The following is a 24,422-nucleotide window of genomic DNA, read 5'->3' on the forward strand; positions in this document are numbered from 1 at the left end:
TCAACGCCTATGTCCTCGTTCGATCTCACGCTGTTGTATCTGTTGGCCGCGGTGATCGGCGTTGTCGCATGCCGGTCGCTGAAGCTGCCGCCGATGCTTGGCTACCTGTCGGCCGGCGTGCTCATCGGGCCGCACGCCTTCGCGCTGGCGCAGAACACCGAAGGCATCCAGCACCTGGGCGAGTTCGGCGTGGTGTTCCTCATGTTCGTGATCGGGCTGGAGTTCAGCCTGCCCAAGCTGCGCGCCATGCGCAAGCACGTGTTCGGGCTCGGCCTGCTGCAGGTGCTGCTGACCATGACCGTCGCCACCGTCGGCGCGCTGCTGATCGCCACGCAGTTGCCGCCGGCCTGGCGGCTGGGCTGGCAGACCGCGCTGGCGCTGTCGGGCGCGCTCACCATGAGCAGCACCGCCATCGTGGTCAAGCTGATGGCCGAGCGCCTCGAACTCGAAAGCGAGCACGGCAAGCGCGTGATGGGCGTGCTGCTCTTCCAAGACCTGGCCGTGGTGCCGCTGCTGGTGCTGATTCCGGCGCTGGGCGCACCGCCCGAGGCACTGGCCAAGGCGCTGGGCTTCGCGCTGCTGAAGGCCAGCTTCCTCATCGGCGTGCTGCTGTACGGCGGCCCGCGCGTGATGCGCTGGTGGCTCACGCTGGTGGCGCGGCGGCGCAGCGAGGAGCTCTTCATTCTCAACGTGCTGCTGGTCACGCTGGGCCTGGCCTGGCTGACCGAACTGGCCGGCCTGAGCCTGGCGCTGGGCGCGTTCATCGCGGGCATGCTGGTGTCGGAAACCGAATACAAGCACCAGGTCGAGACCGACATCCGCCCCTTCCACGACGTGCTGCTGGGCCTGTTCTTCATCACCGTGGGCATGTCGCTCGACTGGCACATCGTGGTCGAGCGCTGGCTGCTGGTGGGCGTGCTGCTGCTGGTGCCGCTGGCCTTCAAGCTGGGCCTGGTGACGGTGCTGGCCAGGGTGCTGGGCGCGACCTCGGGCGTGTCGCTGCGCACCGGCCTGTACCTGGCGCAGGCCGGCGAGTTTGGCTTCGTGCTGCTCACGCTGGCGCAGGAGCGCAGCCTGCTGCCGCCCTGGCTGGCCAACCCGGTGCTGGCGTCGATGGTGCTGTCGATGCTGGCCACGCCGTTCATCATCATGTACAGCAACACCATCGTGCGAAAGCTGGTGGCCAGCGACTGGATGCAGCAGTCGCTGCAGATGACGAGCATCGCGCGCAAGACCATCAACACCGCCCGGCACGTGATCATCTGCGGCTACGGGCGCTGCGGGCAGAACCTGGCGCGCATCCTGGAGCGCGAAGGCATTCCCTACATGGCGCTGGACCTCGACCCCGACCGCGTGCGCCAGGCCGCCGCCGCCGGCGACTCGGTGGTGTTCGGCGACGCGGCTCGGCTGCAGGCGCTGATGGCCGCGGGCCTGGCGCGCGCCAGCGCGGTGGTGGTCACCTACCTGGACGTGCCGGGCGCGATGAAGGTGCTGGCCAACACGCGCGCCCACGCGGCGCATGTGCCGGTCATCGTGCGCACCCAGGACGACCACGACCTCGAGAAGCTGCAGGCCGCCGGCGCCACCGAAGTGGTGCCCGAGGCCATCGAAGGCTCGCTGATGCTCGCCAGCCATGCGCTGGCGCTGGTCGGCGTGCCGATGCGCCGCGTGATCCGCGTGGTGCAGGACCAGCGCGACGCGCGCTACAACCTGCTGCGCGGCTACTTCCACGGCGCCGACGACGACAACGCCGACGAGATCAACCACGAGCGGCTCAACAGCTTCACCCTGAGCGCCGGCGCGCGCGCCATCGGGCAGACGCTGGAAGGCATCGCGCTGCCCACGCTGGGCGTGCGGGTGGCCAGCCTGCGCCGCCTCGACGGCCAGCCGCGCACGCCGGCCGGGGACACGGTGCTGTCGGACGGCGACACGCTGGTGCTCTCGGGCAAGCCCGCGGCACTGGCCATGGCGATCGAGCGGCTTCAGAAGGGCTGAAGCGGCCGGTGCGCAGCGACGGGCAGCGACCGGTACGCGGCCCTGGTGACGGGTCAGTTGACCAGCGTCGGGTTGCGCTTTTCTTCTTCGAGCCGCTGCTGGCGGCGCACGGCTTCGCATTGCGCGTGGGCCTTGAATTCGGGTTTCAGGCACTGGGCCGCCATGCACTGCGCCTTGGCGATGAAGTTGCGGTCGCCGCACTGGGCCTGGGGTTCGGCCGGTGGGGCGGGGGCGGGCGTCGGCGCGGCGGGTGCGGCGACGGCTGGCGCGGGCTCGGGTGCGGTCGGTGCCGGCGCGGCGGCGGTCGCCTGCTTGCGCGGCTTGGCGACCGGCTTCGGTGCGGCGACAGCTGATGCGGCCGTGGTGTCTGCCGCCGGGGGCGCCTCGACCGGTTCGGACGTTTGCGGAGCCGGGACCGGAGCCGGCGCGGGCGGCGGCTCGGCCGCTGGCACCGGCGCGGCAACGGCCGGTGGGGTGACCGGCGCAACGACCGGCGACGCAGCCTGCTCGACCGCCGCCGGCGCCTTGCGCGTGCCGTAGCCGTACCAGCCCGCGACGACCATCGCGACCGCCACGACAAGCAGGCCCAGCCACAGCAGGCCCACGCGCTTGCGCGGCGGCCTGTCCGCCGGCACGGGCCGCGCACCCCTGGCGCGCGGCTTCCTGTGGTCCGCCTTCGCGGCCTGCTCCGACTCGAAGGTCGGCGAAATCGCGCGCGGCGCCGGGGCGTGCGGCAGGCCGTCGTCGTGAACCATCAGCACGGTCTGCTCGTCGTCGCGCGGCGCGGCGGCCGTGCGGCCGAAGAACGACCGCGCGGGGGCGGGCGGCTGTTCGCCCGGATCGAACAACGGCGCCGGAATGGTCGGCGCGCGCAGCTGGGCGGGCGCGGTGGTGGCCCATTCGCGCTCGGGGCTCGGCGGCGGGGGAATCCGCTCGGCCGTGGCCACCGAGGCGGCCGATGTGGAAAGGGCAACGCCGCAGCTCCGGCAGAAATGGGCGCCGTCACGGTTTTCCGTGCTGCAGACCGGACAGATCAAGGCCATGGCTTGCGACTGACTACTCTTGCGATCAAAAACAAAAACGGGGCACCAGGCCCCTTCTGGAAAACGGTCTGGCGGTGGAAGGCAAGCGGCCTCAGGTGACGGCGACGCGCTTGGAGCGGTGCGCCATGCGCTTGGCGATCACGGCGCCCAGCGCCATCGCGACTTCCAGCGCCATGTTGGGCTGGCGGTTCGACAGCTCCGAGAAGCGGATCGCGTTGAGCCGCCACACGCGGCCCGCCCCGGTGACCACCACGTTGGCCGAATGCGGCAGGCGCGAGAAGAAAGAGCCTTCGCCGACCACCGAGCCCGGCGTCAGCACGGCCAGCTTCATCTGCTCCTTGCTGCTCACCTTGTGCACGCTGATGGCGCCGCTTTCGATGAAGAAGACCGAGCGGTCCGGCGTGCCCTGCTCGATCAGCACGTCGCCCACGCTGGTCTCGATGGGCTGCAGGTAACCCGCGAACGTGTCCCACTGCTGGACGGTGAAGGTCAGCGCAAAGGCGTCGTTGCTCGTGTTCTGGGCGATGACTCGGCTCAGGTTCTGGATGGACATGTTTTTCTCAACCCCGCAAGTGAGCCGAAGTATCCGCGAACGCCGCAAGATTCGGCTACAACTGTTTACGGATTTACCCGGTGCCTGTCGCTATTTGCCAATGCAGAAGCGCGAAAAGATGACGCCCAGCAGGTCGTCCGCGCCGAACTCGCCGGTGATCTCGTTCAGCGCGTTCTGCGCCAGGCGCAGTTCCTCGGCCAGCAGGTCGAGCAGTTGCGCCTGCGCCGCGAGGTGCGCGGCGGCCAGCCCGAGGTGCGTCTCGACCTGCGCCAGCGCCTGCACATGGCGCGCCCGCGCCAGGTACACGCCCTCGGGCACGGCCTGCCAGCCGGCCATGGCCAGCAGCTGCTCGCGCAGGGCCTCGATGCCCAGGCCGGTCTTGGCCGACAGGGCGATGCCTTCCGCGAGCGGGGCGGCATCGGGTGCGGCGTCCTGCTTGTTCCACACATCAAGCACCGGCACGCTCGCGGGCAGTTTGCGGCGCAGGCCGGCCAGGATGTCGGCGTCGGCCGCGGCGTAGTCCGGCAGGTGGGCACGCGTGAGGTCGTGCAGGAACAGCACCGCGTCGGCGCTTTCGATCTGCCCCCACGCACGTGCCACGCCGATCTGCTCGACCTCGTCGGTGCTCTCGCGCAGGCCGGCGGTGTCGGCCACATGCAGCGGCACGCCGTGGATCTGGATGGTCTGCGAGACCACGTCGCGCGTGGTGCCCGCCACCGCGCTCACGATGGCCAGCTCGGCGCCGGCCAGTGCGTTGAGCAGCGAGCTCTTGCCCGCGTTGGGCTGGCCCGCGATCACCACCTTGATGCCCTCGCGCAGCAAGGCGCCCTGGCGCGCGCGCTGCTGCACGGCGGCCAGTTGCGACTGGAGCCGCTCCAGCTGCCCGCTGGCGTCGGCCTTCTGCAGGAAGTCGATTTCTTCTTCGGGAAAGTCGAGCGTGGCCTCCACCAGCATACGCAGGTGGATCAGCGCGTCGCGCAGCGTGTGGATCTCGCGCGAGAAGGCACCCGACAGCGAGCGCCCGGCGCTGCGCGCGGCGGCCTCGGTGCTGGCGTCGATCAGGTCGGCGATGGCCTCGGCCTGCGCCAGGTCGATCTTGCCGTTGAGAAAGGCGCGCTGGCTGAACTCGCCGGGTTCGGCCACGCGCAGGCCGTTCAGGCGAGGCCGGCCGGTGACGGCATCGGGTTCGGCCGCCGCCTCGAGGCAGCGCGCCAGCAGCAGTTGCAGCACGACCGCGCCGCCGTGGGCCTGCAGTTCGAGCACGTCTTCGCCGGTGAAGGAGTGCGGCGAGGGAAAGTGAATGGCCAGCCCGTGGTCGACCGGCTCGCCCTGCGCGTCCTTGAAAGGAAGGTAGGTTGCCTCGCGCGGCTTGAGCGCGCGGCCGCAGAGCGCCTCGATAAGCGGCGCCAATCTGGCGCCCGACACCCGCACGATGCCGACCGCGCCGCGCCCCGAGGCGGTGGCGATGGCGACGATGGGATCGGAGGTGCGGGCAAGCATGGGCGGATTCTTTCAGCAAAAAAGGGCCGCTGACGCGGCCCTTCGAGGGATGACGGGGTTCGGCTGCGGCTACTTCTTGCCGAGCACGCCCAGGCGCTTGTTGATGAACCACTGCTGCGCGATGGACAGCGTGTTGTTCGTGATCCAGTACAGCACCAGGCCGGCCGGGAAGAAGATGAACATCACGCTGAAAGCCAGCGGCATGATCCACATCAGCTTGGCCTGCATCGGGTCCGGCGGCGTCGGGTTGAGCCAGGTCTGGAACAGCGAGGTGGCCGTCATCACGACCGGCAGGATGTACCAGGGGTCCGGTGCCGACAGGTCGGTGATCCAGCCGATCCACGGTGCGTGGCGCATCTCGACGGACGACAGCAGCACCCAGTACAGCGCGATGAACACCGGGATCTGGATCACGATGGGGAAGCAGCCGCCCATCGGGTTGACCTTCTCGGTCTTGTAGATCCGCATCATTTCCTGCTGCATTTCTTGCGGCTTGTCCTTCAGCCGCTCGCGCATTTCCATGATCTTCGGGTTGATGGCCTTCATCTTGGCCATGCTGGCGTACGCCTTGGCGTTGAGCCAGTAGAAGGCCGCCTTCAGCAGCACCACCAGCGCCACGATCGACCAGCCCCAGTTGCCCAGCAGGCCGTGCAGCTGGTTGAGCAGCCAGTACAGCGGCTTGGAAATGATCGCGAAGATGCCGTAGTCCTTCACAAGGTCCAGGCCGGGGGCGATGGCTTCGAGCTTCTTTTCTTCTTCGGGGCCGGCGAACAGCGTGCTGTTCACGACCTGCGTGGCGCCTGGGGCCAGCTTGGGCAGCGTGGCGACCATGGCCACGGTGAACAGGTTGTCGCCCAGGTCCTTCACGCGGAACTCGCGGCGCAGCTGCTCGCTGACCGGGTCGCCCTTGAGCAGCCAGGCCGACACGAAGTAATGCTGCACCATGGCCACCCAGCCGTCGTTGGCCGCGGGCGGCGGCTCGACCTTGTTCTTGGCGATGTCCGCGAACGCGAGCTTGTGGAACTTCTTCTCGTTGGTGTACGCGGCCGGGCCGGTGAAGGTGTTGGTGCCGAACATGGTGCCGGCGGCCACGGTGCCGTGGCGCAGCAGCTGCATGTACAGCTGCGCGTCGCGCGGCTGGTCGCTCACGTTGACCACTTCGTGGCGCACGCCGATGGCGTAGTCGCCGCGGTGGAACACGTAGGTCTTGATGTACTTCAGGCCGCCGACGGGGGCGCTCTCGAAGCTCACTTCCAGCGTGTTCTGGCCGTCGGCCAGTTCGCGCGGGCCGGCCTTCGGCGTCATCGGCGTCAGGTGGTTGGGGAAGCGTTCACCGGTGTCGACCGTGTTCAGCAGGCCGGTCTGTGCAACGTAGCGCGTGGCCGGCGAGCCGTTTTCGAACAGCACCACGTGGGTGGTGCGGTCGGCTTCGTCGTACTTGCGCAGCTCGAGGCGGTTGACCGTGGCGCCTTCGCTGTCGATCGTGGCCTTGAACAGGTCGGTGGTCACGTTGACCTGTTCGCGCGGCGCGGCCGCGGCGGCCTGCGTGGGCACGGCAGCCGCGTTGCCGCCGGTGCCGGACGCGGTCGGCACGCCGTTGGCCGAAGGTGCGTTGGCGGGGGCAGCGGCCGTGGCGGCCGGTTTGCTCGACGGCAGGAAGGTCGGCTTGTTGCCGTTGAAGACCTGCCATTGGTCCCACAGCAACACCAGCGAGAAACCAAAAATCACCCACAGGATCGTGCGGCGGATATCGTTCATGACGAAGACTTCTTGTCGGAGGAGAGAAGAGACGAAAACAGCGATCCTGACTTGTCAGTGCGACGCTTTGATTTCGGTGGAACCGGATCGTGGCCGCCCTGGCACCAGGGCTGGCAGCGCGCGATGCGGTGCAGGGTCAGGTAGCTGCCCTTGAGCGCGCCATGCACCTCGAGCGCCTCGATCGAATACACCGAGCAGGTCGGCGTGAAGCGGCACGACTGGCCGAGCCAGGGGCTCAGCAGCAGGCGGTAGCCTTTCACGAGGCCGATCAGCAGGCGTTTCATGAGGAAGATGAGGAGGGGGCCGATGGAGCGGACGGGGCCGAGGAGCCGGGAGAACCAGGCGACCCAGGAGAAATCGCAGGCCTCGGCGAGCGTTCGCGTTCGGAGCGCTCGCGCGGCGGGGGCGCGGGGCGTGCGGCACGCTCCAGCAGCTGCTGGAGTTCGGCGCGCACGGCGGCCTTGAGCTTGTCCGAGGAGGCGCTCACGAATTCCTTGCGATCGAAGCCCGAGCGCAATCGCACCACGTGCGCGGCACGTGGCAAGACGACGCCGGGAGCAGCGCTCACGGCGTAGATCTGGCGCTTGATGGCGTTGCGCGTGACCGCGCGACGCGCCCAGCGCTTGGGCACCATGGCACCCAGCCAGACATCGTCGGACGCGAACAACGGCTGTGCGCTCGATGCGAGATCGAGCGCACAGCGGTGCAATGCGAAATGAGCAGTGCGCGCCACGGTGGCACCTGCGAGGACGGCCTGGAATTGCGCGCGGGTCTGCAGCCGCTGCATGGAAGCCGGGCCGCGCACGTCATGCCCGGCAAAACCGGGCGCACTGGCTGCGGAAGCTGGCGCTGACGTGTCGGCTGCTGGCAACGGCAGGTGGGCTGCCGTCAGACGGCCAGGCGCTTGCGGCCCTTGGCGCGGCGTGCGTTGATGACGGCACGGCCGCCGCGGGTCTTCATGCGGACCAGGAAGCCGTGGGTACGGGCGCGGCGGACTTTGGATGCTTGATAAGTGCGTTTCATGGTGATTTCCTAATTCCCTGTTCGCGCGGGCTCTTCGTACGGAAGGCATGAAGAACCTGCGGGGCGCCGGGGGAGCGTATTGGGATGACCCCTGAGCTCCTAGTGACGAACGCAAGAAGGTTTTCAGGGAAACCCGCAATTATCGCAAACATTGGCCGCCGGGACAATCTTCGAGCAGATTTGCGGGCCTTTCGGCGACCTTGCCAGCGTGTGGATAAGGTTTTGACAAGTTAGAATGCCGGGCGCCTTCCAGCAGAGAATATCCACAATACCTATACCAAAAAATGCCCGAGGGTCACACCACTTTTCCAAGCGCCCATGTCCACTGACGGCATCGGCGAAAGCCTCTGGCAGGCCTGCGTCGACCAGCTCGCGCAGGAGCTGTCCGAGCAACAGTTCAACACCTGGATCAAGCCCCTGACCGCACAGGTCGCCGACGACCTGTCGCGCATGACCGTGTTCGTCGCCAACCGGTTCAAGCTCGACTGGATCCGGGCCCAGTACGCCGGCAAGATCGCCGCCATGGCCGAGAAGATGTACGGCCAGCCGGTGGCTGTCGAGTTAGCGCTTGCTCCCCGTGAAACCCCCGTGCGTTCTGCACCGGTCACGGTCATGGCCGAGACCGATGTGCCACGCGACGTGGCCGGCCCGGGCGAGGAGCCCGCCGCCGCCGGCTTCAAGAATCGGCTGAATTCCGGCCTCACTTTCGACACCCTGGTCGAGGGCACGGCCAACCGCATGGCGCGCGCCGCGGCCATGCACGTGGCCGGCATGCCGGGCCATCTGTACAACCCGCTTTTCATCTACGGCGGCGTCGGCCTGGGCAAGACCCACCTGATGCACGCCGTGGGCAACCGGCTGCTCGCCGACAAGCCGGATTCCAAAGTTCTCTACATCCACGCCGAGCAGTTCGTGTCGGATGTGGTCAAGGCGTATCAGCGCAAGACTTTCGACGAGTTCAAGGAGCGTTATCACTCGCTCGATCTGTTGCTGATCGACGATGTGCAGTTCTTCGCCAACAAGGACCGCACGCAGGAAGAATTCTTCAACGCGTTCGAGGCCCTGCTCGCCAAGAAGTCGCACATCGTGATGACCAGCGACACCTACCCCAAGGGCCTGGCGGACATCCATGAGCGGCTGGTCTCGCGCTTCGATTCGGGCCTCACGGTGGCCATCGAGCCGCCCGAGCTCGAAATGCGCGTGGCCATCCTGATCAACAAGGCGCGCGCCGAATCGGCCGAAATGCCGGAAGAAGTGGCATTTTTCGTCGCCAAGAACGTGCGTTCCAACGTGCGCGAGCTCGAAGGGGCGCTGCGCAAGATCCTGGCGTACTCGCGCTTCAACCAGAAAGAGATCTCGATCGCCCTGGCGCGCGAGGCGCTGCGCGACCTGCTGTCGATCCAGAACCGGCAGATCTCGGTCGAGAATATCCAGAAGACGGTGGCCGACTACTACAAGATCAAGGTTGCCGACATGTACAGCAAGAAGCGCCCGGCCAGCATTGCGCGGCCGCGGCAGATCGCAATGTACCTGGCCAAGGAACTCACGCAGAAGAGCCTGCCCGAAATCGGCGAGCTGTTCGGCGGGCGCGACCACACGACGGTGCTGCACGCGGTGCGCAAGATCTCGGGCGAGCGCCAGCAGCTCACCGAGCTCAACCAGCAGCTCCACGTGCTCGAACAGACGCTCAAGGGCTGAAGAAGCCGGATGTCATCAGGAACGCCCCTCGCGACAGCGGAGAATGGCGTTCTTACAAGCTGATTCAAAGAGATAGAGAAGAGGAAGAAGACATGATCGTTTTGAAGGCAAACCAAGACAAAGTCCTCGCCGCGCTGCAGTCGGTAGCGGGCATCGTCGAGCGGCGTCACACCCTGCCTATCCTGGCGAACGTGCTGATTCGCAAGACCGGCGGCCAGCTTCAGCTGACCACCAGCGACCTCGAGATCCAGATCCGCACCACCGCCGAGCTTGGCGGCGACGAAGGCAACTTCACCACCACCATCGGCGCGCGCAAGCTCATCGACATCCTGCGCACCATGCCGGCCGACCAGACCGTGAGCCTCGAGTCGAGCGCCAGCAAGCTCGTGCTCAAGGGCGGCAAGAGCCGCTTCACGCTGCAGTCGCTGCCGGCCGAAGACTTTCCGCTGGTGCAGGAAGCCGCCAATTTCGGCCCCGTGTTCAGCGTGCCGCAGAAGACGCTGAAGGACCTGCTGTCGCAAGTGTCGTTCGCCATGGCCGTGCACGACATTCGCTACTACCTGAACGGCATCCTGTTTGTCGCCGAAGGCAAGCAGCTGAGCCTGGTGGCCACCGACGGCCACCGCCTGGCGTTCTCGTCGGCCACGCTCGACGTCGAAGTGCCGCGGCAAGAAGTGATTCTTCCGCGCAAGACCGTGCTCGAAATGCAGCGCCTGCTGTCCGACGCCGAAGGCGCCATCGAGATGCAGTTCGCCAACAACCAGGCCAAGTTCAGCTTCGGCGGCATGGAATTCGTCACCAAGCTGGTCGAGGGCAAGTTCCCCGACTACAACCGCGTCATTCCGAAGAACCACAAGAACACCGTCACGCTCGGCCGCGCGCCGTTGCTGGCCAGCCTGCAGCGCACCGCCATCCTGACCAGCGAGAAGTTCAAGGGCGTGCGCCTGAACATCGAGCCGGGCACGCTGCGCATCGCCTCGAACAACGCCGAGCAGGAAGAAGCGCAGGACGAGCTCGACATCGACTACGGCGGCGACGCCATCGAGATCGGCTTCAACGTGACCTACCTGATCGACGCGCTGTCGAACATGGACCAGGACATGGTCAAGCTCGACCTGGCGGACTCCAACAGTTCCGCGTTACTGACCATCCCCGAGAACGCATCCTTCAAGTACGTCGTGATGCCGATGCGTATCTAGCAGACAGACCCCGAAGCGCCTTGCGCACACAGCCCGCGGCCCTCCGCGGGTTTGCGCTTTCAAGAGGCGGCGAATTGAGCTTTTGAGAGCCCGAAAAATCACGTGAATGCCGTGAGAGATAGAGGAATATCCGAATGAGTGCAGAAGAAAACAAGCCCGAAGTGCCGCACACCGAGCCGGTCTACATCCCCGAGATCGAGACCGTGGCCGCCGACACCAGCTACGGCGAAGGTTCGATCACGATCCTCGAAGGGCTTGAGGCCGTGCGCAAGCGCCCCGGCATGTACATCGGCGACACCTCCGACGGCACCGGCCTGCACCACCTGGTGTTCGAAGTGGTGGACAACTCCATCGACGAGGCGCTGGCCGGCCATTGCGACGACATCGTCGTGACCATCCACAGCGACAACTCGATCTCCGTCACCGACAACGGCCGCGGCATTCCCACCGGCGTGAAGATGGACGACAAGCACGAGCCCAAGCGCTCGGCCGCTGAAATCGCCCTCACCGAACTGCACGCGGGCGGCAAGTTCAACCAGAACAGCTACAAGGTCTCCGGCGGCCTGCACGGCGTGGGCGTGAGCTGCGTGAACGCGCTGAGCGTCATGCTGCGCCTGGTGGTGCGCCGCGAAGGCAAGATCCACGAGCTGGAGTTCAGCCGCGGCTTCGTGCAAAACCGCCTGCTCGACACGGTGAACGGCATCGAGGTGTCACCGATGAAGATCATCGGCGACACCGACAAGCGCGGCACCGAGGTGCACTTTCTGCCGGACACCGAGATCTTCAAGGAGAACTCGGACTTCCACTACGAAATCCTCAGCAAGCGCCTGCGCGAACTGAGCTTCCTGAACAACGGCGTGCGCATCCGCCTGAAGGACGAGCGCACCGGCAAGGAAGACGACTTCTCGGGCGCCGGCGGCGTGCGCGGCTTCGTGGAGTTCATCAACAAGGGCAAGACCGTCCTGCACCCGAACTCGTTCTACGCGGAAGGCGAGAAGCCGGCCGACACCTACGGCGGCATTCCCGGCACGCACATCGGCGTGGAAGTGGCGATGCAGTGGAACAGCGGCTACAACGAGCAGGTGCTGTGCTTCACCAACAACATTCCCCAGCGTGACGGCGGCACCCACCTGACCGGCCTGCGCGCAGCGATGACCCGCGTCATCAACAAGTACATCGAAGAGCACGAGTTCGCCAAAAAGGCGAAGGTCGAGGTCACCGGCGACGACATGCGCGAAGGCCTGTGCTGCGTGCTGAGCGTGAAGGTGCCCGAGCCCAAGTTCTCCAGCCAGACCAAGGACAAGCTGGTGTCCAGCGAAGTGCGCGCACCGGTGGAAGACATCGTCGGCCGGCTGCTGACCGACTACCTGCAGGAGCGCCCGGCGGACGCCAAGATCATCTGCGGCAAGATCGTCGAGGCCGCCCGCGCCCGCGAAGCGGCCCGCAAGGCCCGCGAAATGACGCGCCGCAAGGGCGTGCTCGACGGCATGGGCCTGCCCGGCAAGCTGGCCGACTGCCAGGAGAAGGACCCCGCGCTGTGCGAGGTCTACCTGGTGGAGGGCGACTCCGCCGGCGGCTCCGCCAAGCAGGGCCGCGACCGGAAGTTCCAGGCCATCCTGCCGCTGCGCGGCAAGATCCTGAACGTGGAGAAGGCGCGCTACGAGAAGCTGCTGACCAGCAACGAAATTCTCACGATGATCACCGCCCTGGGCACCGGCATCGGCCGGGCCGGCGCGACCACCGCGGGCGGCGGCGCGGACGACTTCAACGTCGCCAAGCTGCGCTACCACCGCATCATCATCATGACCGACGCCGACGTCGACGGCGCCCACATCCGCACGCTGCTGCTGACGTTCTTCTACCGCCAGATGCCCGAGCTGGTGGAGCGCGGCCACATCTACATCGCGCAGCCGCCGCTGTACAAGGTAAAGGTCGGCAAGGAAGAGCAGTACCTGAAGGACGGCCCCGCGCTGGACGCCTTCCTGCTCAAGGTGGCCCTGAAGGACGCGAGCCTGCAGACCGGCGGCGCCAACTCCACCACGCTCACCGGCGACACCCTGGCCGAACTGGCGCGCAAGCACCAGGTGGCCGAGGCCGTCATTGCGCGCCTGCGCAACTTCATGGACGCCGAGGCCCTGCGCGCCATTGCCGACGGCGTGTCGCTCGACCTGGACACCACGCCCGCGGCCGAAGCCTCGGCCGTGGCGCTGCAGGCCAAGCTGCGGGAACTGAACACCACCGGCATTCCCGCCGAGGTGAGCAACGAGTTCGACGCGCGCACCGACAAGCCGCTGCTGCGCATCAGCCGCCGCCACCACGGCAACATCAAGAGCAGCGTGATCACGCAGGACTTCGTGCACGGCGCCGACTACGCGGCCCTGGCCGGCGCGGCCGACACCTTCCGCGGCCTGCTGAGCCCCGAAGGCGCGCTGGTGCGCCGCGGCGAAGGCGAGCGTGGCAAGGAAGAGAAGGTCGACGACTTCCGCCAGGCCATGAAGTGGCTGATCGGCGAGGCCGAGCGCGCCACCTCGCGCCAGCGCTACAAGGGCCTGGGCGAGATGAACCCCGAGCAGCTGTGGGAAACCACCATGGACCCGACCGTGCGCCGCCTGCTGCGCGTGCAGATCGACGACGCCATCGAGGCCGATCGCGTGTTCACGATGCTGATGGGCGACGAGGTGGAACCGCGTCGCGAGTTCATCGAACAGAACGCGCTGCGCGCGGCGAACATCGACGTTTGATTGATTGATTGATTGATCGCCCGGCGGCTTCGTGCCGTCGGGATGCCAAGACACAACGCCCGGTCAAGCCGGGCGTTTTTCTTTGGACACGCCCGGTAAAGCCGGGCGTTTCTCATTGCAGCCGCAAGGTCGTCGCGCGCGCACCTTCGGAGCAGGCGCCGTCGGAGTACTCCGCCTCGCCGGACGGCGTGACGCACTTGGTCACCTCGAACCTGACAGGCGTCGCCACGATGGGCTCGGACACCACCGCCGTCGGCCGTGCCAGGCGAGCCGGCACCGCTGACACCACCCGCGCAGGCGGCGGCGTGAACTCGGCGGCATTGGCAGCCGCCAACAAAGGCGCCTGCACGACCGCCGGCATCGCGGCGGCCTGGGCGGGCGCGCGCGCCGCGCTTTCCTTCACCAGGTCCGTCAGCGCCACATAGAAGAAGAACATCGCCACCAGCGCCACCGCCAGGCAAGGCGCCCAGTAGCGCTGCGGCCCCGGGGCCACGTGCGGGGCGCCGCTCAGCGCCGCGGCCATGCCGAGCTCCCGCTTTGCAACACGCCCGCCAGCTTGGCGATGCCGCCGGTTCCGCTGGCGGCCCGCCCGATCAACGCGCCGCCGGCGGCGCCGGCCACCAGCCGCGTCAGGAACGAGCGGCTGCGCCCCGCCGCCAGCAGCAGCAACACGCCCGCGCCCAGCACCACGAGGTGCTCGCCCGGGTAGTCGGCGCGCTGGGCGTCGACTTTCTTGAACTCGTTGATCGTCGATTCGAGGGTCATGGCTGAAGCTCCTTGAGGCTGTTTGTGTCTGTTCAGCCGTTCATATCGCGCGCCCCCATGCACCGGTGTAGGCCTGCGCCATGCCCGTTTGCAGATTTCGGCGCAAAGAAGGCGCAGAAACGGGCCAAAACCGCGCGAAAACCGCCGGATCAGGGTTTCCGTGGAGCCTGTTAACAAAAGTAGCCGAACGTGGCGTCATACGGGCGTCATCAGCTATGAAAACAATAGCATTCAAATCGCAACCGCAGATCGTTCCTCGTAAACGCTATATCTAGCCCGACTCTTGCTAAGCAAAATCCTCGTCGGATTTCACGTCACGCAAGATCGAGGACCACACAGCAATGAACCCTTCGCGTCTCCGCCGGCCCCTGGCCGCGCTGGTAATGAGCGGCACAGCAGCATTCCTCGGGGCCGTGGCTTCGGTCACGCCCGCCCATGCGTTCTCCAACCCGCCCATCCAAGTGGCGCAGGGCATCGAATACATGTGCGGCGGCGCCGCGCGTGACGAGGCCGCGTTCATGGAAATGGTGTCGCCCCGCTGGGCCGCCACCATCGCGCTCGGCGTGAGCGACGGCAAGGGCGCGCAGCAAAGCGGCTTCCCGGCCAAGGCCGACGTGCAGATCCGCCAGAAATACACCGGCCAGGTGGTGATGGACGTGCAAACGCAGTCCCCCTACATGCTCGCGCGCCTGAACCCCGGCGCCTACGACGTGAACGTGACGCTCGGCGGCCTCACGCTGACGCAGTCGCTGGTGGTGATTGCCGGCGTGCCGGCCCGCGCCGCCTTCGTCTGGCCGTCGAACTTCGACATGGCCTCGGTGGCGCCGCAGATGCCGCAAACGCTGGCGCAAAGCACCGCCGCCGTTCGCTGAGCCCCTGGGCTCCCACAGGCCCGCTACAGGCCCGCCACCCGGCGCGGCCTGTTTTCTTTCGAGGTCAGCCTTTCCTAAGTCGCGCCCCGCACAGTGGCACGGTGGCTTCTCGCCATGTCGACCAGGAAAGGATCCAGACCATGACCTCCCGTTTTCCCTCGCGCATGCGGCCCGTGGCGGCCGCGCTGTTCTGCGGCGCCGTCTTGCTGGGCGCGCTGTCCTCGGCCCAGGCGGCGGTGAACCCGCCGATCTACATGTCCCACGGCGTCGAGTACATGAGCGGCGGCATCGGCAGCGACGAAGCCCAGCTGATGGAGACGGTGTCGCCGCGCTGGCCCGCCACCTTCGAGTTCGCCGTCAAGGACGGCAAGAGCGCCGACTTCGCGGCCAACGTGCACGTGACGGTGCGCGACGCTCACGGCGTGGCGCTGATCGACAACGTGACCTCCGGCGGCCCGTTCATGGTGGCGCGGCTGGAGCCGGGCAACTACGACGTGGAAGCGACGCTGGGCGGCCAGGTGCTCAAGCAGCAGGTGCGCGTGCCCGAAGGCGCGTCGGCCAAGGCGAACTTCGTGTGGCCGGCGGGCACCGACATGGCTTCGGTGGGCACACGCACGGTGCAGTAAGCGGCCTTGGCGCGCATCGCCGGGCAGGAACGCGCGCAAGTGGGCGCCGGCATCGCGGAATGCCGGCATCCGTTCAAGCTGCTTCGCGGCGCGCCGGCACCCGCTATCCGGGCGCCCCGCGCTATAGAAAAAATAGCGGTTGCGGCGCTTGAATGCGCGGCATGCGCCTTGCAGATGGTGTATCCCGGGCAGTGCCCGATCCCATTGCCCCGATGCCGATCCGTCCCCTGAGCGCCTTGACCGCGCTGTTGCACGTCTACCTCGCGCTGCGCCTGCTGCCCGCGCTGGCGGTGCTCACGCCCGCGTGGCCGCTGGCGCTGCTTGCGCTGGCGGTGTCGGCGTTCACCATTCCGCTGCCTTTTCTCTCGCGCAGCATCGCGCGCGACGCCTCGCTGTCAACCGTGCTGAAGTGGGTCGGCCTGATCAGCATGGGCTGGTTCTCGTCGATGTTCGTGCTGACGCTGGCGCGCGACGCGGGCCTGGCGCTCACTTGGCTGGCCAGCACCGTGGGCAACGTGCAGGTGCCGTGGGCCACGCTGAAACCATGGAGCGCGCTGGCGGTGCTGGCGGTGGCCACGGCCACCTCGGCCATCGGTTTTCTCAACGCGCGCCGCACGGCCAGCGTGAAGCGGGTCGAAGTGCCCATCGCCGGCCTGCCGCAGGCGCTCGAGGGCTTCACGATCGCGCAGCTCAGCGACATCCATGTGGGGCCGACCATCAAGAGCGCGTACATCCAGCGCATCGTCGACGCGGTCAACCGGCTGGGCGCCGACACCATCGCGATCACCGGCGACCTGGTCGACGGCAGCGTGCCCGAATTGCGCGAGCACATCGCGCCGCTGGCCGGACTGCGCGCGCGCCACGGCACCTTCGTGGTCACGGGCAACCACGAGTACTACGCGGGCGCGCACGCCTGGATCGACGAGCTGCGCCGCCTCGGCCTGAAGGTGCTGCTGAACGAGCACGTGGTGCTGCAGACGCGCAACGTGCGCGGCGCGCAGACCGACGAAGAGCTGTTCGAGAGCGCCCTGGTGCTGGCCGGCGTGACCGACTTCACCGCCGGCCATTTCGATGCCGCGCACGCCAGCGACCCGCACCTGGCGCTGCACGACGCACCGCCGCTGGTGCACACGCGCGTGCTGCTGGCGCACCAGCCGCGCAGCGCCACGCTGGCGGCGGCCGCGGGCTACCAGCTGCAGCTGTCGGGCCACACGCACGGCGGCCAGTTCTTTCCGTGGAACCTGTTCGTGCCCATGCAGCAGCCCTTCACGGCGGGGCTGCACCGGTTGCACGACATGTGGGTGTATGTGAGCCGGGGCACCGGCTATTGGGGCCCGCCCAAGCGCTTTGGCGCGCCTTCTGAAATCACGTTGCTGACGCTGGTGCCCGCGAAGGGCTGAGCGCCTTCTCGGCGCGGTTCGCCTTCCTCTCGACTTTCGCCTTCTTCAGGCCTCGAGCTCGGCCAACCTGCGCGCGTTCGACGTCGCGGCTGCGTGAATCGGCTCCAGCCCGTCGCTGGCGATGCGCGCCGCCATGTCCGTCAGCTGGCTCGCTGCGCTCACCGTGCCCGCGGCCGATTGCACGAAGGCATCGCCGTTCGCCGCGGCCTGCGCCGGCGTGACGCTGCCGGCCAGCAGCAGGAAAGCGGTCGTGCCCTGCACCCACTGCTGCAACGCGCGGCTGGCCAGCGACACATGGCTGTGGTGCCACTGCCGGGCCATCGCCATGCCGGACTCGCTCGCGGCCGCGAGCTTTTCGTGGCCCATGAGCTGGAACTCGGCCAGGTCGACGGCGCTGGGCGCGAGTCCCGCCTTGGCGATGCGCTCGGTCCGCATGCGGATCACCGAGCCGGACGACAGCAGCATCTCGTGGGTCTTGAGCGCCAGGTCGAACCACTGCGTGAGCGGGTTGGCCAGGGCGGTGGCGGTGGAGGTGAGCGATGACATGGGGGCGGTGCGCTGGCGCTTGAAAGGAGGTCGGACCACTATAGGCTTCTCACGTCGGAATTGCTGCAGCGCAACAATTTCATTCGTGCATTGTTGCGGCAATAGTCCTACCTTTGGATGTGGAAATTACGTGCCGAGCGAATGCTGAACGCGCCAGAAATTAATCATGTCGCTTTCATTCCGCTTCATGCATTCACGAGCCGCATCATGAGAATTCCCCACCTCGTTCCGCTTCGCACCGCCGTGCTGGCCGGCCTGCTCGGGCTGGCGGGCACGGCAGCCAACGCCTACCAGGACAACGCCACCGGCATCTACTTCGACGGCGGCCACGCCGCGCACGGCGAACTGGGCAGCACCAACTCGGTGACGGCGGGCATGACCTTTCCCTGGTGGCCGGGCGGCACCCCGCGCACGGGCGCGCTCACCGGCTACTGGGACGTGTTCGTGAGCAACTGGCACGCACCGGCGCTGGACAACGGCCCGCGCAACTACGCGCAGATCGGCGCCCTCTACACCTGGCGCTACCGCTTCGGCGCGGGCAGCTCGCCCTGGTTCGCCGAAGGCGGCATCGGCGGCAGCGTGATGGACCACGTCTACAAGACGCCCGACCGCAGCTTCAGCACCGCCTTCCAGTTCACCGAGGTGCTGGGCGTGGGCCGCAGCTTCGGCGAGAACGGCGCGCACGAGCTGTCGCTGCGCGTGCAGCACTTTTCGAACGCCGGCATCAAGAAGCCGAACCCGGGCGAAACATTCCTGCGGGTGCGCTACACGTACCACTTTTGAAGTCGACGCAAGCCGACGCAAATCGGCAACAGGTCAGCGCACTGACGCAGCACGCAGCCGCCTCGCGCGCGCCTCGGTCACCAGGTAGCCCACCGTGGCCACCACCAGCGGCAGCAGGTAATACAGCCCTCGGTACGCCAGCAGCGCACCCAGCAACTGCGCTTCGGCCACCGCATGCGCGAGCAGGGCGACGAAGACGGCCTCCAGCACGCCGAGCCCCGCGGGCACGTGCGTGACCACGCCGGCCACCGCGGCCACCAGCAACACCGCGAGCACGTGCACGTAGTCGACCTGGCCCTGCAGCAGGAACCAGATCACCCCACCGATCAGCGACCAGTTGGCGCACGACATCGCCAGCTGCAGCAGGGCCATCGGCAGGCTCGGCGTCTTGAACGCATGGCCGCGCACGCGCCACACGCGTCCCTTGGCCGTGGCGCACAGCACCAGGTACGCCAGCGCCACCATCAGCAGCACCGCGCCCAGCACGCGCAGGCCCTCGTTGCCGATCTTCCAGCTCGGCGGCAGCGCCAGCGGCCAGAAGCAGAAGGCCGCGCCCGCCACCACCAGGTAGCCGAACCAGTTGGTCAGCATGCTGAAGCCCAGCACGCGCGTGATGGTGTCGTTGCCCAGCCCCAGGCGCGAATACAGCCGGTAGCGAAACGCCACGCCGCCCACCAGCGAGCCCAGGTTGAGGTTGAAGGCGTAGCTGATGAAGGTCACGCCCATCACCGTGCCCGTGCCCAGCCGGTGCCCGGTCAGGTGCCGTCCCAGCAGGTCGTAGGTGCTGTACAGCGCGAAGCTGCAGACCACCAGCGCGCCCGCCGACAGCAGCGTGGCGGCCGGCAATGCGCGAATGGCGTCCAGCACCTCGGCCCAGTCGATGGTGCGCGCCTGCGTCACCAGCAGCCAGGCGATCAGCGCGAAGAAGCCCCACACGACCGCGCGGCGGGCCCAGGGCCACCAGGCGGTGCGGGAGAGGGCCATCGCGCTCATGTGCAGCCTTTGTTCCGTATTCGGTCGTCGCGGCGCGGGCAGTGTGCGCCGCCGTTCAGGCGGCTTCCGTCTGCGTGGCGCCGCCGGTCGGGTTGCTCAGGCCGGTGTCGCGGCGGCTGGCAAGGTCGGTGGCCTCGGCCAGCGTCAGGCGCGGCACGTGGCGCGGCAGGCGGCCCAGCAGCGCCGGATACCAGCGCAGGATATGGAACACGAAGAAGCTGCGCACCAGCCGCCAGCCGCTCCATTCGCTGGCAAGGTCAGCGGCTTCTATCTGCTTGCAGCTGTGGCGCATCAGGTGGTCCATGCGCTCCCACAGCACGCCGTTGAAGGCGGTGTCGCGCACGATCACGTTCGACTCCAGGTTGAGCGACAGGCTCAGCGGGTCGAGGTTGCTCGAACCCACCGTGCTCCACTTGTCGTCCATGAGCGCGACCTTGCCGTGCAGCGGCCGTTCGCAGTATTCGTAGATGCGCACGCCCGCGTGCATCAGGTGGTGGTACAGCATGCTCGCGGCCGTCTTCACGATCGGCATGTCGGGCTCGCCCTGCAGGATGAGCCGCACGTCCACCCCACGGCGCGCGGCGCGGCGCAGTTCCTTGATGAGCCGGTAGCCCGGAAAGAAGTACGCGTTGGCGATCACGATGCGGTGCTTGGCCGAGCGAATGGCCGCGCGGTAGTGCCGCTCGATGTCGTTGGTGTGGCGCCGGTTGTCGCGCGTGACGAACATCGCGTCGGCGTCTCCGGCATGGCTTTGCCCCACCGGCGGCGCCTGCTTCAGGCGGCGGCGGAACCAGCCCGCGCCCTTGCCGCCGAGCGCAATGGCGCGCAGCACGAACTGGTGGATCTCCGCCACGATGGGGCCTGCCAGCTCCACCGCATAGTCCTGCTTGGCCTTGGGCCCGAAGTCCAGCAGGTGGTCGGCCGAGTAGTTGATGCCGCCCACGAACGCGCGCTCGCCGTCGATCACCACGATCTTGCGGTGCATGCGGCGAAACACGTTGAGCCGCTGGCCCATGAAACGCGCACCGGGGTCGAACACCCGCACCTTCACGCCCACCGATGTGAGCCCTTCGATGAACTCGCGCGAGAGGTCGGGCGAGCCGAAGCCGTCGATCATCAGGTCGACCTTCACGCCGCGCTGCGCGGCCTCGCGCATGGCCGCATGCAGCTGCAGGCCGACCTTGTCCTCGAACAGGATGAAGGTCTCGACGATGACTTCGCGCCGCGCGCTTCGAATCGCATCGAACACGCGCGGAAAGAACTGCTCGCCGTTCTCCAGCAGCTCGACGCGGTTGCCCGCGGTCCAATGGTTGTTGTTCATGGGGCTCTCAGAGATCGATGTTCGCCACCAGCGGCGCATGGTCCGACAGGTGCGACCAGGGCTTGCGCGGCAGCACCACCGGCGCATGCACGCCCGCGTTGCGCACGTAGATGCGGTCCAGCGACAGCACCGGGAAGCGCGCGGGAAAGGTCTTGGCCGCGTGGCCGTTGGCATGCACGAACACCTCGCGCAGCGAGGCGCCTTTTTCGAGCACCTCGTGCGCGCGGCCGCGCCAGTCGTTGAAGTCGCCCGCGACGATGAGCGGCGCGTCGGCCGGCACCTCGTCGCGCACGATGTGGCACAGCAGCTCCAGCTGCTGCTGGCGGTGCGCCTCGGCCAGGCCCAGGTGCGCGCAGATGGCGTGCACGTCGACCGGGCGGCCCGGCAGGCGCAGCACGCAATGCAGCAGGCCGCGCTTCTCGGGGCCGCTCACCGACACGTCGTGGTTGCGGAAATGCACGATCGGAAATTTCGACAGCACCGCGTTGCCGTGGTGGCCCTTGGGGTACACGGCGTTGCGCCCGTAGGCGAACTGCGGCCACATGGTGTCGGCCAGGAATTCGTAGTGCGGTGCCTCGGGCCAGTTGCTCACCTTGCGCTCGTGGCGCGAATGCGTGCCCAGCACCTCCTGCAGGAACACCACGTCGGCGCCCACCGTGCGCACGGCGTCGCGCAGCTCCGGCAGGATGAACCTGCGGTTCAGCGCGGTGAAGCCCTTGTGGGTGTTCACCGTCATGACCTTCAGCGAGGTGGTGGCAGGCGCGCCCGCGGCAAGCGTCGCATGCGCGGATGCGGCCTGCGCTTCTGCCTGCATTTCGGCTTGCGTCAAGGTGTTGGAGTTGGGCGAAGAAGACATCGTTGAGCGGGTTGTACGTGCCTGAACGCAGCCTGACTGTAGGAACGGGCCACCTTCTCACGCCCCATTCGAGCGCTCCTTTCAAGCATCCTGTCCGCGCGCGTTCAGCGCCCGCTCAGCACCCTTCAGCCACGGGCGGCCCGCTCCTACAGGCAGGCCTGCCTCGCCCCCACATGGCGGAATTTGCACGGCTCCTACGGTGATTTCAGGGCTCGAGAGATACGACAGAGGGAGCCCACGCTGTTATCCATCGACTCATTCATCGACTTCGAGACAAGCCATAAGGAGCACACACCATGAAGCACGCAACTTTCCACGCCACGGTTCTCGCCGCATTGCTCGGCACCGCCGGCCTCGCGATGGCGCAGACCACCTCGGTGCCGGCCTCGCCCGACCCATCGGTCGGCGGCCAGGCCAGCACCATGACGCCCGCCGGCGTGCCCAACCCGCCGCAACGCCCCGACAACTCGATGCCCGCATCGCGTGAAGCCGTGAAGGCCGAAGCCCGCGCGCACAACCGCAGCAACGCCACCAACAACGTGCCCAAGGGCGAGGCCACCACCACGGTGAATCACCAGCCCAACGCGATGCCGCAGCCCACGGGCGAGATGTCGCGAGCAGAAGTGAGCCAGACCGGCCGCAAGGTGAAGCCGCAGTTCGGCCAGAAGGGCGAGCGCCCGGAAGTAGTGACGAACCCGACGGACAAGACGGGGACGCCGAAGTAATTTCGCCATCGGTCACCTCAAAGAAAAAAACCCGCAGCGCTCTCGCGTTGCGGGTTTTTGTTCTTCCGATGCGCCTTTGCGAGCACGTCGGCAGCCCGGCTCAGCCCTTGGCCTTTAGCCCTTGGCAGGTGCCGCACCGCGCGGGCCGCCATCAGGGCCACCGTGCCCGTGGTGACCGCGCGGGCCGCCGAAGTGGGCGGTCTCGGCGTCGAAGGTCTTCTGCTGCTCAGGCGTGAGCGTGGCGTAGAAGGTCTTCGTGGCGTCGGCGCGCTTGGCGAACATGGCGCTGCGCTCGGCCTGGCGGGCCTGCATGCGTTCCAGGCGCTCCGGCGTGGTCAGCTTGGCGAACTCGGCGCGGTCCATGCGCGGCGGGCGGGCACCGGCCGGCGGCTGGCTGGCGGCGGTGAAGGTGCTCCATGCGCCTTCCTGGCCGGCGTTGAGCTTGAGCTTTTCCTTCAGCGCGGCCAGGCGCTTGGCGCGGTGCTCCTGCATGCGCTCCATGCGCTTGGCCGGGTCCATGCGCTTGTGCTGCGCCTTGGGCGCGGCGGCGTTGTCGGCCTGGGCCACCGCGGCCGTGGGTGCGGCTGCGGTGGGAGCGGCCGGCGCTTGAGCGAAGGCGCCCGAAGAGGCGAGGGCGGCCGAACCGAGCAGGCTGGCCCAGACGATGCGTTGGCGAAGAGAGATCATGAGAAATACTTCCTTTCGAAGACTGCCGCCGATGGGCAGCAGGTGAGATGAAGTGTGGAAGACCTCTGTATCGCGCCGGTTAGCCCAGCGTGAGCTTGCGTAAAGAAGAATGAACGCGCGCCGGGCACAGCATCCATCGGCCCTTCTAGGCTCTCCGGTTCTTACTTCGGTCGCGGCCGCTTGAGACCGCGGTCGGGCTTCTGCAGCGTACCGGCGCGCAGCTCGCCCACGGCGCGGGCCACCGCGCGCGCCACGTTGCGCACTTCTTCCTGCATGTCGGCGTCGGCGTCGAGTTCGTCATGGCTGGTGGCGTAGGGCTCGTAGTAGCCGATGTAGCGGTCCAGCCGCGCCTGCGTGCCGGCATCGACGAGCCCCATCCAGTCGAGCCAGTCGCACAGGTTGCGCCGCAGGCTCTCGATGCCGGCCACGTCGCCGTGCACCACCACGCCGTAGGCGCGGCCGTCGAGGTGCTTCGGGTAGCGCCAGCCGCCGCCTTCGAGCTCCAGCGCCTTGGCCTCCTCGGGCTTCTTGCCGTGCGTGCTGCTCGGGTCGGGGTTGCCGCCGTCGGCGCACACCAGCCGGTCGATCATCAGCTTCAGCGGGCTCGTGGCCTGGTACCAGTGCGTGGGCGTGAGCAAGATGACGCCGTGCGCGGCCACCCATCGCTCGTAGATCTCGTTCATCCAGTCGCCGGTCTGGCGCAGCGAATGGTTGGGGTAGCAGCTGCATGGCCAGTGGCACAGCGGCATGGCGGTGGACACGCATCCCTTGCACGGGTGAATCTGCCGCCCGTACTCCGAGGTGACCAGGCTCAGGTCGAGCAGATCGACCTCGATGCCACCGCCTTCGAGCACCTCGCGCGCCAGCTCGGCCATGCGCCAGGTCTTGGAAATTTCGCCGGGGCAGGTGCCGTCGTTGCGCGGCGAGCCGTTGACCAGCAGCACGCGCGAGCGCGTCTGCGGCTGGCCCCAGGCGGCCTGCGCCGCGTCGATGCGCGCCTTGGCCTCGAGCCAGTCGACCGACAGGTCGTAGTCGGGGTCGGCGTAGCCGGGGCCGGCCTTGCGCGTGACCGGCGCCTTGCGCCCGTCCTGGTAGGCCTCCCAGGCCACGACCTCGATGCGCTTCAGCGCCTCGGCCTCCGCCTTGAAGGCGGGGTCTTGAAAAGGCTGCATGAAGCGTTCATGGAACTCGGCGCGCTGCAGCGTGTCTGGCGCCTGTCCTTTTCGGATCGTGGGGGGCATGGCTGCAATCTAGGCAGCGCGTGCGCGGCGGCGCATGCGTGCCGCATGCCGTCTTGCGGTAGGTGGCCGACTACAGCTCTCGGCGACGCGGCCGGTT

The 24,422-nt window shown here is 67.6% G+C and carries 24 protein-coding genes; 9 read left to right on the forward strand and 15 right to left on the reverse strand.

All coding sequences use genetic code 11. From position 1 onward, the window contains the following. The first annotated feature begins 9 nt into the window (after positions 1–9). On the forward strand, positions 10–1,995 hold the full coding sequence (locus tag AB6807_RS11090) for a monovalent cation:proton antiporter family protein (protein ID WP_116911707.1): 1,986 nt from the start codon (positions 10–12) through the stop codon (positions 1,993–1,995). Positions 1,996–2,048: 53 nt separating this feature from the next. Here AB6807_RS11090 and AB6807_RS11095 read toward each other — a convergent pair whose 3' ends face one another. The 7 genes from AB6807_RS11095 to rpmH form a co-directional block, all read right to left on the reverse strand. Continuing rightward, positions 2,049–2,942 (reverse strand): zinc ribbon domain-containing protein, encoded by an 894-nt coding sequence (locus tag AB6807_RS11095; RefSeq protein ID WP_371084567.1) that lies wholly within the window; start codon positions 2,940–2,942, stop codon positions 2,049–2,051. Between the two features lie 187 nt (positions 2,943–3,129). Beyond that, entirely contained in the window at positions 3,130–3,591 is a 462-nt protein-coding gene (locus AB6807_RS11100; RefSeq protein ID WP_116911709.1) for a Crp/Fnr family transcriptional regulator, read from the reverse strand. 90 nt (positions 3,592–3,681) lie between these two features. Further along, positions 3,682–5,091 carry a tRNA uridine-5-carboxymethylaminomethyl(34) synthesis GTPase MnmE gene (gene mnmE / locus AB6807_RS11105; protein WP_371084568.1) on the reverse strand — a complete coding sequence of 470 codons (1,410 nt, stop codon included), beginning with the start codon at positions 5,089–5,091 and terminating at the stop codon, positions 3,682–3,684. A gap of 69 nt (positions 5,092–5,160) precedes the next feature. Further along, entirely contained in the window at positions 5,161–6,849 is a 1,689-nt protein-coding gene (yidC, locus tag AB6807_RS11110) for a membrane protein insertase YidC (protein ID WP_116911710.1), read from the reverse strand. After that, the gene (gene yidD, locus AB6807_RS11115; RefSeq protein WP_116911711.1) at positions 6,846–7,133 is read right to left on the reverse strand and encodes a membrane protein insertion efficiency factor YidD; all 288 of its coding nucleotides are present in this window, start codon (positions 7,131–7,133) and stop codon (positions 6,846–6,848) included. The genes yidC and yidD overlap by 4 nt, the downstream gene beginning before the upstream one ends. After that, a complete protein-coding gene (locus tag AB6807_RS11120) occupies positions 7,130–7,636 on the reverse strand; it encodes a ribonuclease P protein component (protein ID WP_371084569.1) in 507 nt (168 codons plus the stop codon). The genes yidD and AB6807_RS11120 overlap by 4 nt, the downstream gene beginning before the upstream one ends. Positions 7,637–7,737: 101 nt before the next feature. Beyond that, a complete protein-coding gene (gene rpmH / locus AB6807_RS11125) occupies positions 7,738–7,872 on the reverse strand; it encodes a 50S ribosomal protein L34 (protein ID WP_007834827.1) in 135 nt (44 codons plus the stop codon). Positions 7,873–8,190: 318 nt separating this feature from the next. Between rpmH and dnaA the strand changes: the two genes are divergently transcribed. The 3 genes from dnaA to gyrB all read left to right on the forward strand — a co-directional run bounded on the left by dnaA (position 8,191) and on the right by gyrB (position 13,510). After that, entirely contained in the window at positions 8,191–9,570 is a 1,380-nt protein-coding gene (gene dnaA / locus AB6807_RS11130) for a chromosomal replication initiator protein DnaA (protein ID WP_116911713.1), read from the forward strand. A 92-nt stretch (positions 9,571–9,662) separates the two neighbouring features. Continuing rightward, entirely contained in the window at positions 9,663–10,769 is a 1,107-nt protein-coding gene (gene dnaN, locus AB6807_RS11135) for a DNA polymerase III subunit beta (RefSeq protein WP_093054972.1), read from the forward strand. Positions 10,770–10,903: 134 nt separating this feature from the next. Further along, the gene (gene gyrB / locus AB6807_RS11140; protein ID WP_116911714.1) at positions 10,904–13,510 is read left to right on the forward strand and encodes a DNA topoisomerase (ATP-hydrolyzing) subunit B; all 2,607 of its coding nucleotides are present in this window, start codon (positions 10,904–10,906) and stop codon (positions 13,508–13,510) included. A 112-nt stretch (positions 13,511–13,622) separates the two neighbouring features. Here gyrB and AB6807_RS11145 read toward each other — a convergent pair whose 3' ends face one another. Both AB6807_RS11145 and AB6807_RS11150 read right to left on the reverse strand, forming a co-directional pair. Beyond that, on the reverse strand, positions 13,623–14,033 hold the full coding sequence (locus tag AB6807_RS11145) for a hypothetical protein (RefSeq protein WP_371084570.1): 411 nt from the start codon (positions 14,031–14,033) through the stop codon (positions 13,623–13,625). Beyond that, positions 14,018–14,275, reverse strand: a complete 258-nt coding sequence (locus AB6807_RS11150) for a hypothetical protein (RefSeq protein WP_116911716.1) — start codon at positions 14,273–14,275, stop codon at positions 14,018–14,020. Before AB6807_RS11150 ends, AB6807_RS11145 begins: the two co-directional genes overlap by 16 nt. 341 nt (positions 14,276–14,616) lie before the next feature. Between AB6807_RS11150 and AB6807_RS11155 the strand changes: the two genes are divergently transcribed. From AB6807_RS11155 to AB6807_RS11165, 3 genes are all read left to right on the forward strand, one after another. Then, positions 14,617–15,147 (forward strand): hypothetical protein, encoded by a 531-nt coding sequence (locus tag AB6807_RS11155; protein WP_116911717.1) that lies wholly within the window; start codon positions 14,617–14,619, stop codon positions 15,145–15,147. A gap of 140 nt (positions 15,148–15,287) precedes the next feature. After that, positions 15,288–15,773 (forward strand): hypothetical protein, encoded by a 486-nt coding sequence (locus AB6807_RS11160; RefSeq protein WP_371084571.1) that lies wholly within the window; start codon positions 15,288–15,290, stop codon positions 15,771–15,773. 152 nt (positions 15,774–15,925) lie between these two features. After that, positions 15,926–17,173 carry a metallophosphoesterase gene (locus AB6807_RS11165; RefSeq protein ID WP_116911719.1) on the forward strand — a complete coding sequence of 416 codons (1,248 nt, stop codon included), beginning with the start codon at positions 15,926–15,928 and terminating at the stop codon, positions 17,171–17,173. Between the two features lie 45 nt (positions 17,174–17,218). Here the strand turns inward: AB6807_RS11165 and AB6807_RS11170 are convergent, their stop codons facing one another. Further along, positions 17,219–17,719 carry a polyhydroxyalkanoate granule-associated phasin gene (locus AB6807_RS11170; protein ID WP_371084572.1) on the reverse strand — a complete coding sequence of 167 codons (501 nt, stop codon included), beginning with the start codon at positions 17,717–17,719 and terminating at the stop codon, positions 17,219–17,221. A 207-nt stretch (positions 17,720–17,926) separates the two neighbouring features. On the opposite strand from AB6807_RS11170, the gene AB6807_RS11175 reads away from it, so the two are divergent. Next, the gene (locus tag AB6807_RS11175; RefSeq protein WP_371084573.1) at positions 17,927–18,502 is read left to right on the forward strand and encodes an acyloxyacyl hydrolase; all 576 of its coding nucleotides are present in this window, start codon (positions 17,927–17,929) and stop codon (positions 18,500–18,502) included. Positions 18,503–18,535: 33 nt separating this feature from the next. On the opposite strand, the gene AB6807_RS11180 is transcribed toward AB6807_RS11175, so the two are convergent. From AB6807_RS11180 to AB6807_RS11190, 3 genes are read right to left on the reverse strand one after another with little or no spacing between them, the layout of a single operon-like run. Then, positions 18,536–19,495: a lysylphosphatidylglycerol synthase domain-containing protein gene (locus tag AB6807_RS11180; protein ID WP_116911722.1), complete on the reverse strand. Its 960-nt coding sequence runs from the start codon at positions 19,493–19,495 to the stop codon at positions 18,536–18,538. Positions 19,496–19,550: 55 nt separating this feature from the next. After that, positions 19,551–20,816, reverse strand: a complete 1,266-nt coding sequence (gene clsB / locus AB6807_RS11185; protein ID WP_116911723.1) for a cardiolipin synthase ClsB — start codon at positions 20,814–20,816, stop codon at positions 19,551–19,553. Positions 20,817–20,823: 7 nt separating this feature from the next. Further along, the gene (locus AB6807_RS11190; RefSeq protein WP_371084728.1) at positions 20,824–21,630 is read right to left on the reverse strand and encodes an endonuclease/exonuclease/phosphatase family protein; all 807 of its coding nucleotides are present in this window, start codon (positions 21,628–21,630) and stop codon (positions 20,824–20,826) included. A 338-nt stretch (positions 21,631–21,968) separates the two neighbouring features. Here AB6807_RS11190 and AB6807_RS11195 point away from each other — a divergent pair, with 338 nt between their 5' ends. Continuing rightward, complete coding sequence (locus tag AB6807_RS11195) at positions 21,969–22,397, forward strand: serine/threonine protein kinase (protein ID WP_371084574.1); 429 nt, start codon at positions 21,969–21,971, stop codon at positions 22,395–22,397. A gap of 114 nt (positions 22,398–22,511) precedes the next feature. Here the strand turns inward: AB6807_RS11195 and AB6807_RS11200 are convergent, their stop codons facing one another. Further along, positions 22,512–23,084, reverse strand: a complete 573-nt coding sequence (locus tag AB6807_RS11200) for a Spy/CpxP family protein refolding chaperone (protein WP_371084575.1) — start codon at positions 23,082–23,084, stop codon at positions 22,512–22,514. Between the two features lie 161 nt (positions 23,085–23,245). After that, on the reverse strand, positions 23,246–24,325 hold the full coding sequence (locus AB6807_RS11205) for a flavodoxin family protein (protein ID WP_371084576.1): 1,080 nt from the start codon (positions 24,323–24,325) through the stop codon (positions 23,246–23,248). Positions 24,326–24,422 lie beyond the last annotated feature (97 nt).

This window comes from Variovorax sp. RCC_210 (assembly GCF_041355175.1).
In the GTDB taxonomy this organism is placed as follows: domain Bacteria; phylum Pseudomonadota; class Gammaproteobacteria; order Burkholderiales; family Burkholderiaceae_C; genus Variovorax.

What these genes read in the sequence shown, in the direction of transcription:
- AB6807_RS11090 (WP_116911707.1), top strand. Translation starts at nt 10, where the DNA reads ATGTCCTCGTTCGATCTCACGCTGTTGTATCTGTTGGCCGCGGTGATC.
- AB6807_RS11100 (WP_116911709.1), bottom strand. Translation starts at nt 3,591, where the DNA reads ATGTCCATCCAGAACCTGAGCCGAGTCATCGCCCAGAACACGAGCAAC.
- mnmE (WP_371084568.1), bottom strand. Translation starts at nt 5,091, where the DNA reads ATGCTTGCCCGCACCTCCGATCCCATCGTCGCCATCGCCACCGCCTCG.
- yidC (WP_116911710.1), bottom strand. Translation starts at nt 6,849, where the DNA reads ATGAACGATATCCGCCGCACGATCCTGTGGGTGATTTTTGGTTTCTCG.
- yidD (WP_116911711.1), bottom strand. Translation starts at nt 7,133, where the DNA reads ATGAAACGCCTGCTGATCGGCCTCGTGAAAGGCTACCGCCTGCTGCTG.
- AB6807_RS11120 (WP_371084569.1), bottom strand. Translation starts at nt 7,636, where the DNA reads ATGCAGCGGCTGCAGACCCGCGCGCAATTCCAGGCCGTCCTCGCAGGT.
- rpmH (WP_007834827.1), bottom strand. Translation starts at nt 7,872, where the DNA reads ATGAAACGCACTTATCAAGCATCCAAAGTCCGCCGCGCCCGTACCCAC.
- dnaA (WP_116911713.1), top strand. Translation starts at nt 8,191, where the DNA reads ATGTCCACTGACGGCATCGGCGAAAGCCTCTGGCAGGCCTGCGTCGAC.
- dnaN (WP_093054972.1), top strand. Translation starts at nt 9,663, where the DNA reads ATGATCGTTTTGAAGGCAAACCAAGACAAAGTCCTCGCCGCGCTGCAG.
- gyrB (WP_116911714.1), top strand. Translation starts at nt 10,904, where the DNA reads ATGAGTGCAGAAGAAAACAAGCCCGAAGTGCCGCACACCGAGCCGGTC.
- AB6807_RS11145 (WP_371084570.1), bottom strand. Translation starts at nt 14,033, where the DNA reads ATGGCCGCGGCGCTGAGCGGCGCCCCGCACGTGGCCCCGGGGCCGCAG.
- AB6807_RS11150 (WP_116911716.1), bottom strand. Translation starts at nt 14,275, where the DNA reads ATGACCCTCGAATCGACGATCAACGAGTTCAAGAAAGTCGACGCCCAG.
- AB6807_RS11155 (WP_116911717.1), top strand. Translation starts at nt 14,617, where the DNA reads ATGAACCCTTCGCGTCTCCGCCGGCCCCTGGCCGCGCTGGTAATGAGC.
- AB6807_RS11160 (WP_371084571.1), top strand. Translation starts at nt 15,288, where the DNA reads ATGACCTCCCGTTTTCCCTCGCGCATGCGGCCCGTGGCGGCCGCGCTG.
- AB6807_RS11165 (WP_116911719.1), top strand. Translation starts at nt 15,926, where the DNA reads ATGCGCGGCATGCGCCTTGCAGATGGTGTATCCCGGGCAGTGCCCGAT.
- AB6807_RS11170 (WP_371084572.1), bottom strand. Translation starts at nt 17,719, where the DNA reads ATGTCATCGCTCACCTCCACCGCCACCGCCCTGGCCAACCCGCTCACG.
- AB6807_RS11175 (WP_371084573.1), top strand. Translation starts at nt 17,927, where the DNA reads ATGAGAATTCCCCACCTCGTTCCGCTTCGCACCGCCGTGCTGGCCGGC.
- AB6807_RS11180 (WP_116911722.1), bottom strand. Translation starts at nt 19,495, where the DNA reads ATGAGCGCGATGGCCCTCTCCCGCACCGCCTGGTGGCCCTGGGCCCGC.
- clsB (WP_116911723.1), bottom strand. Translation starts at nt 20,816, where the DNA reads ATGAACAACAACCATTGGACCGCGGGCAACCGCGTCGAGCTGCTGGAG.
- AB6807_RS11190 (WP_371084728.1), bottom strand. Translation starts at nt 21,630, where the DNA reads ATGCAGGCAGAAGCGCAGGCCGCATCCGCGCATGCGACGCTTGCCGCG.
- AB6807_RS11195 (WP_371084574.1), top strand. Translation starts at nt 21,969, where the DNA reads ATGAAGCACGCAACTTTCCACGCCACGGTTCTCGCCGCATTGCTCGGC.
- AB6807_RS11200 (WP_371084575.1), bottom strand. Translation starts at nt 23,084, where the DNA reads ATGATCTCTCTTCGCCAACGCATCGTCTGGGCCAGCCTGCTCGGTTCG.
- AB6807_RS11205 (WP_371084576.1), bottom strand. Translation starts at nt 24,325, where the DNA reads ATGCCCCCCACGATCCGAAAAGGACAGGCGCCAGACACGCTGCAGCGC.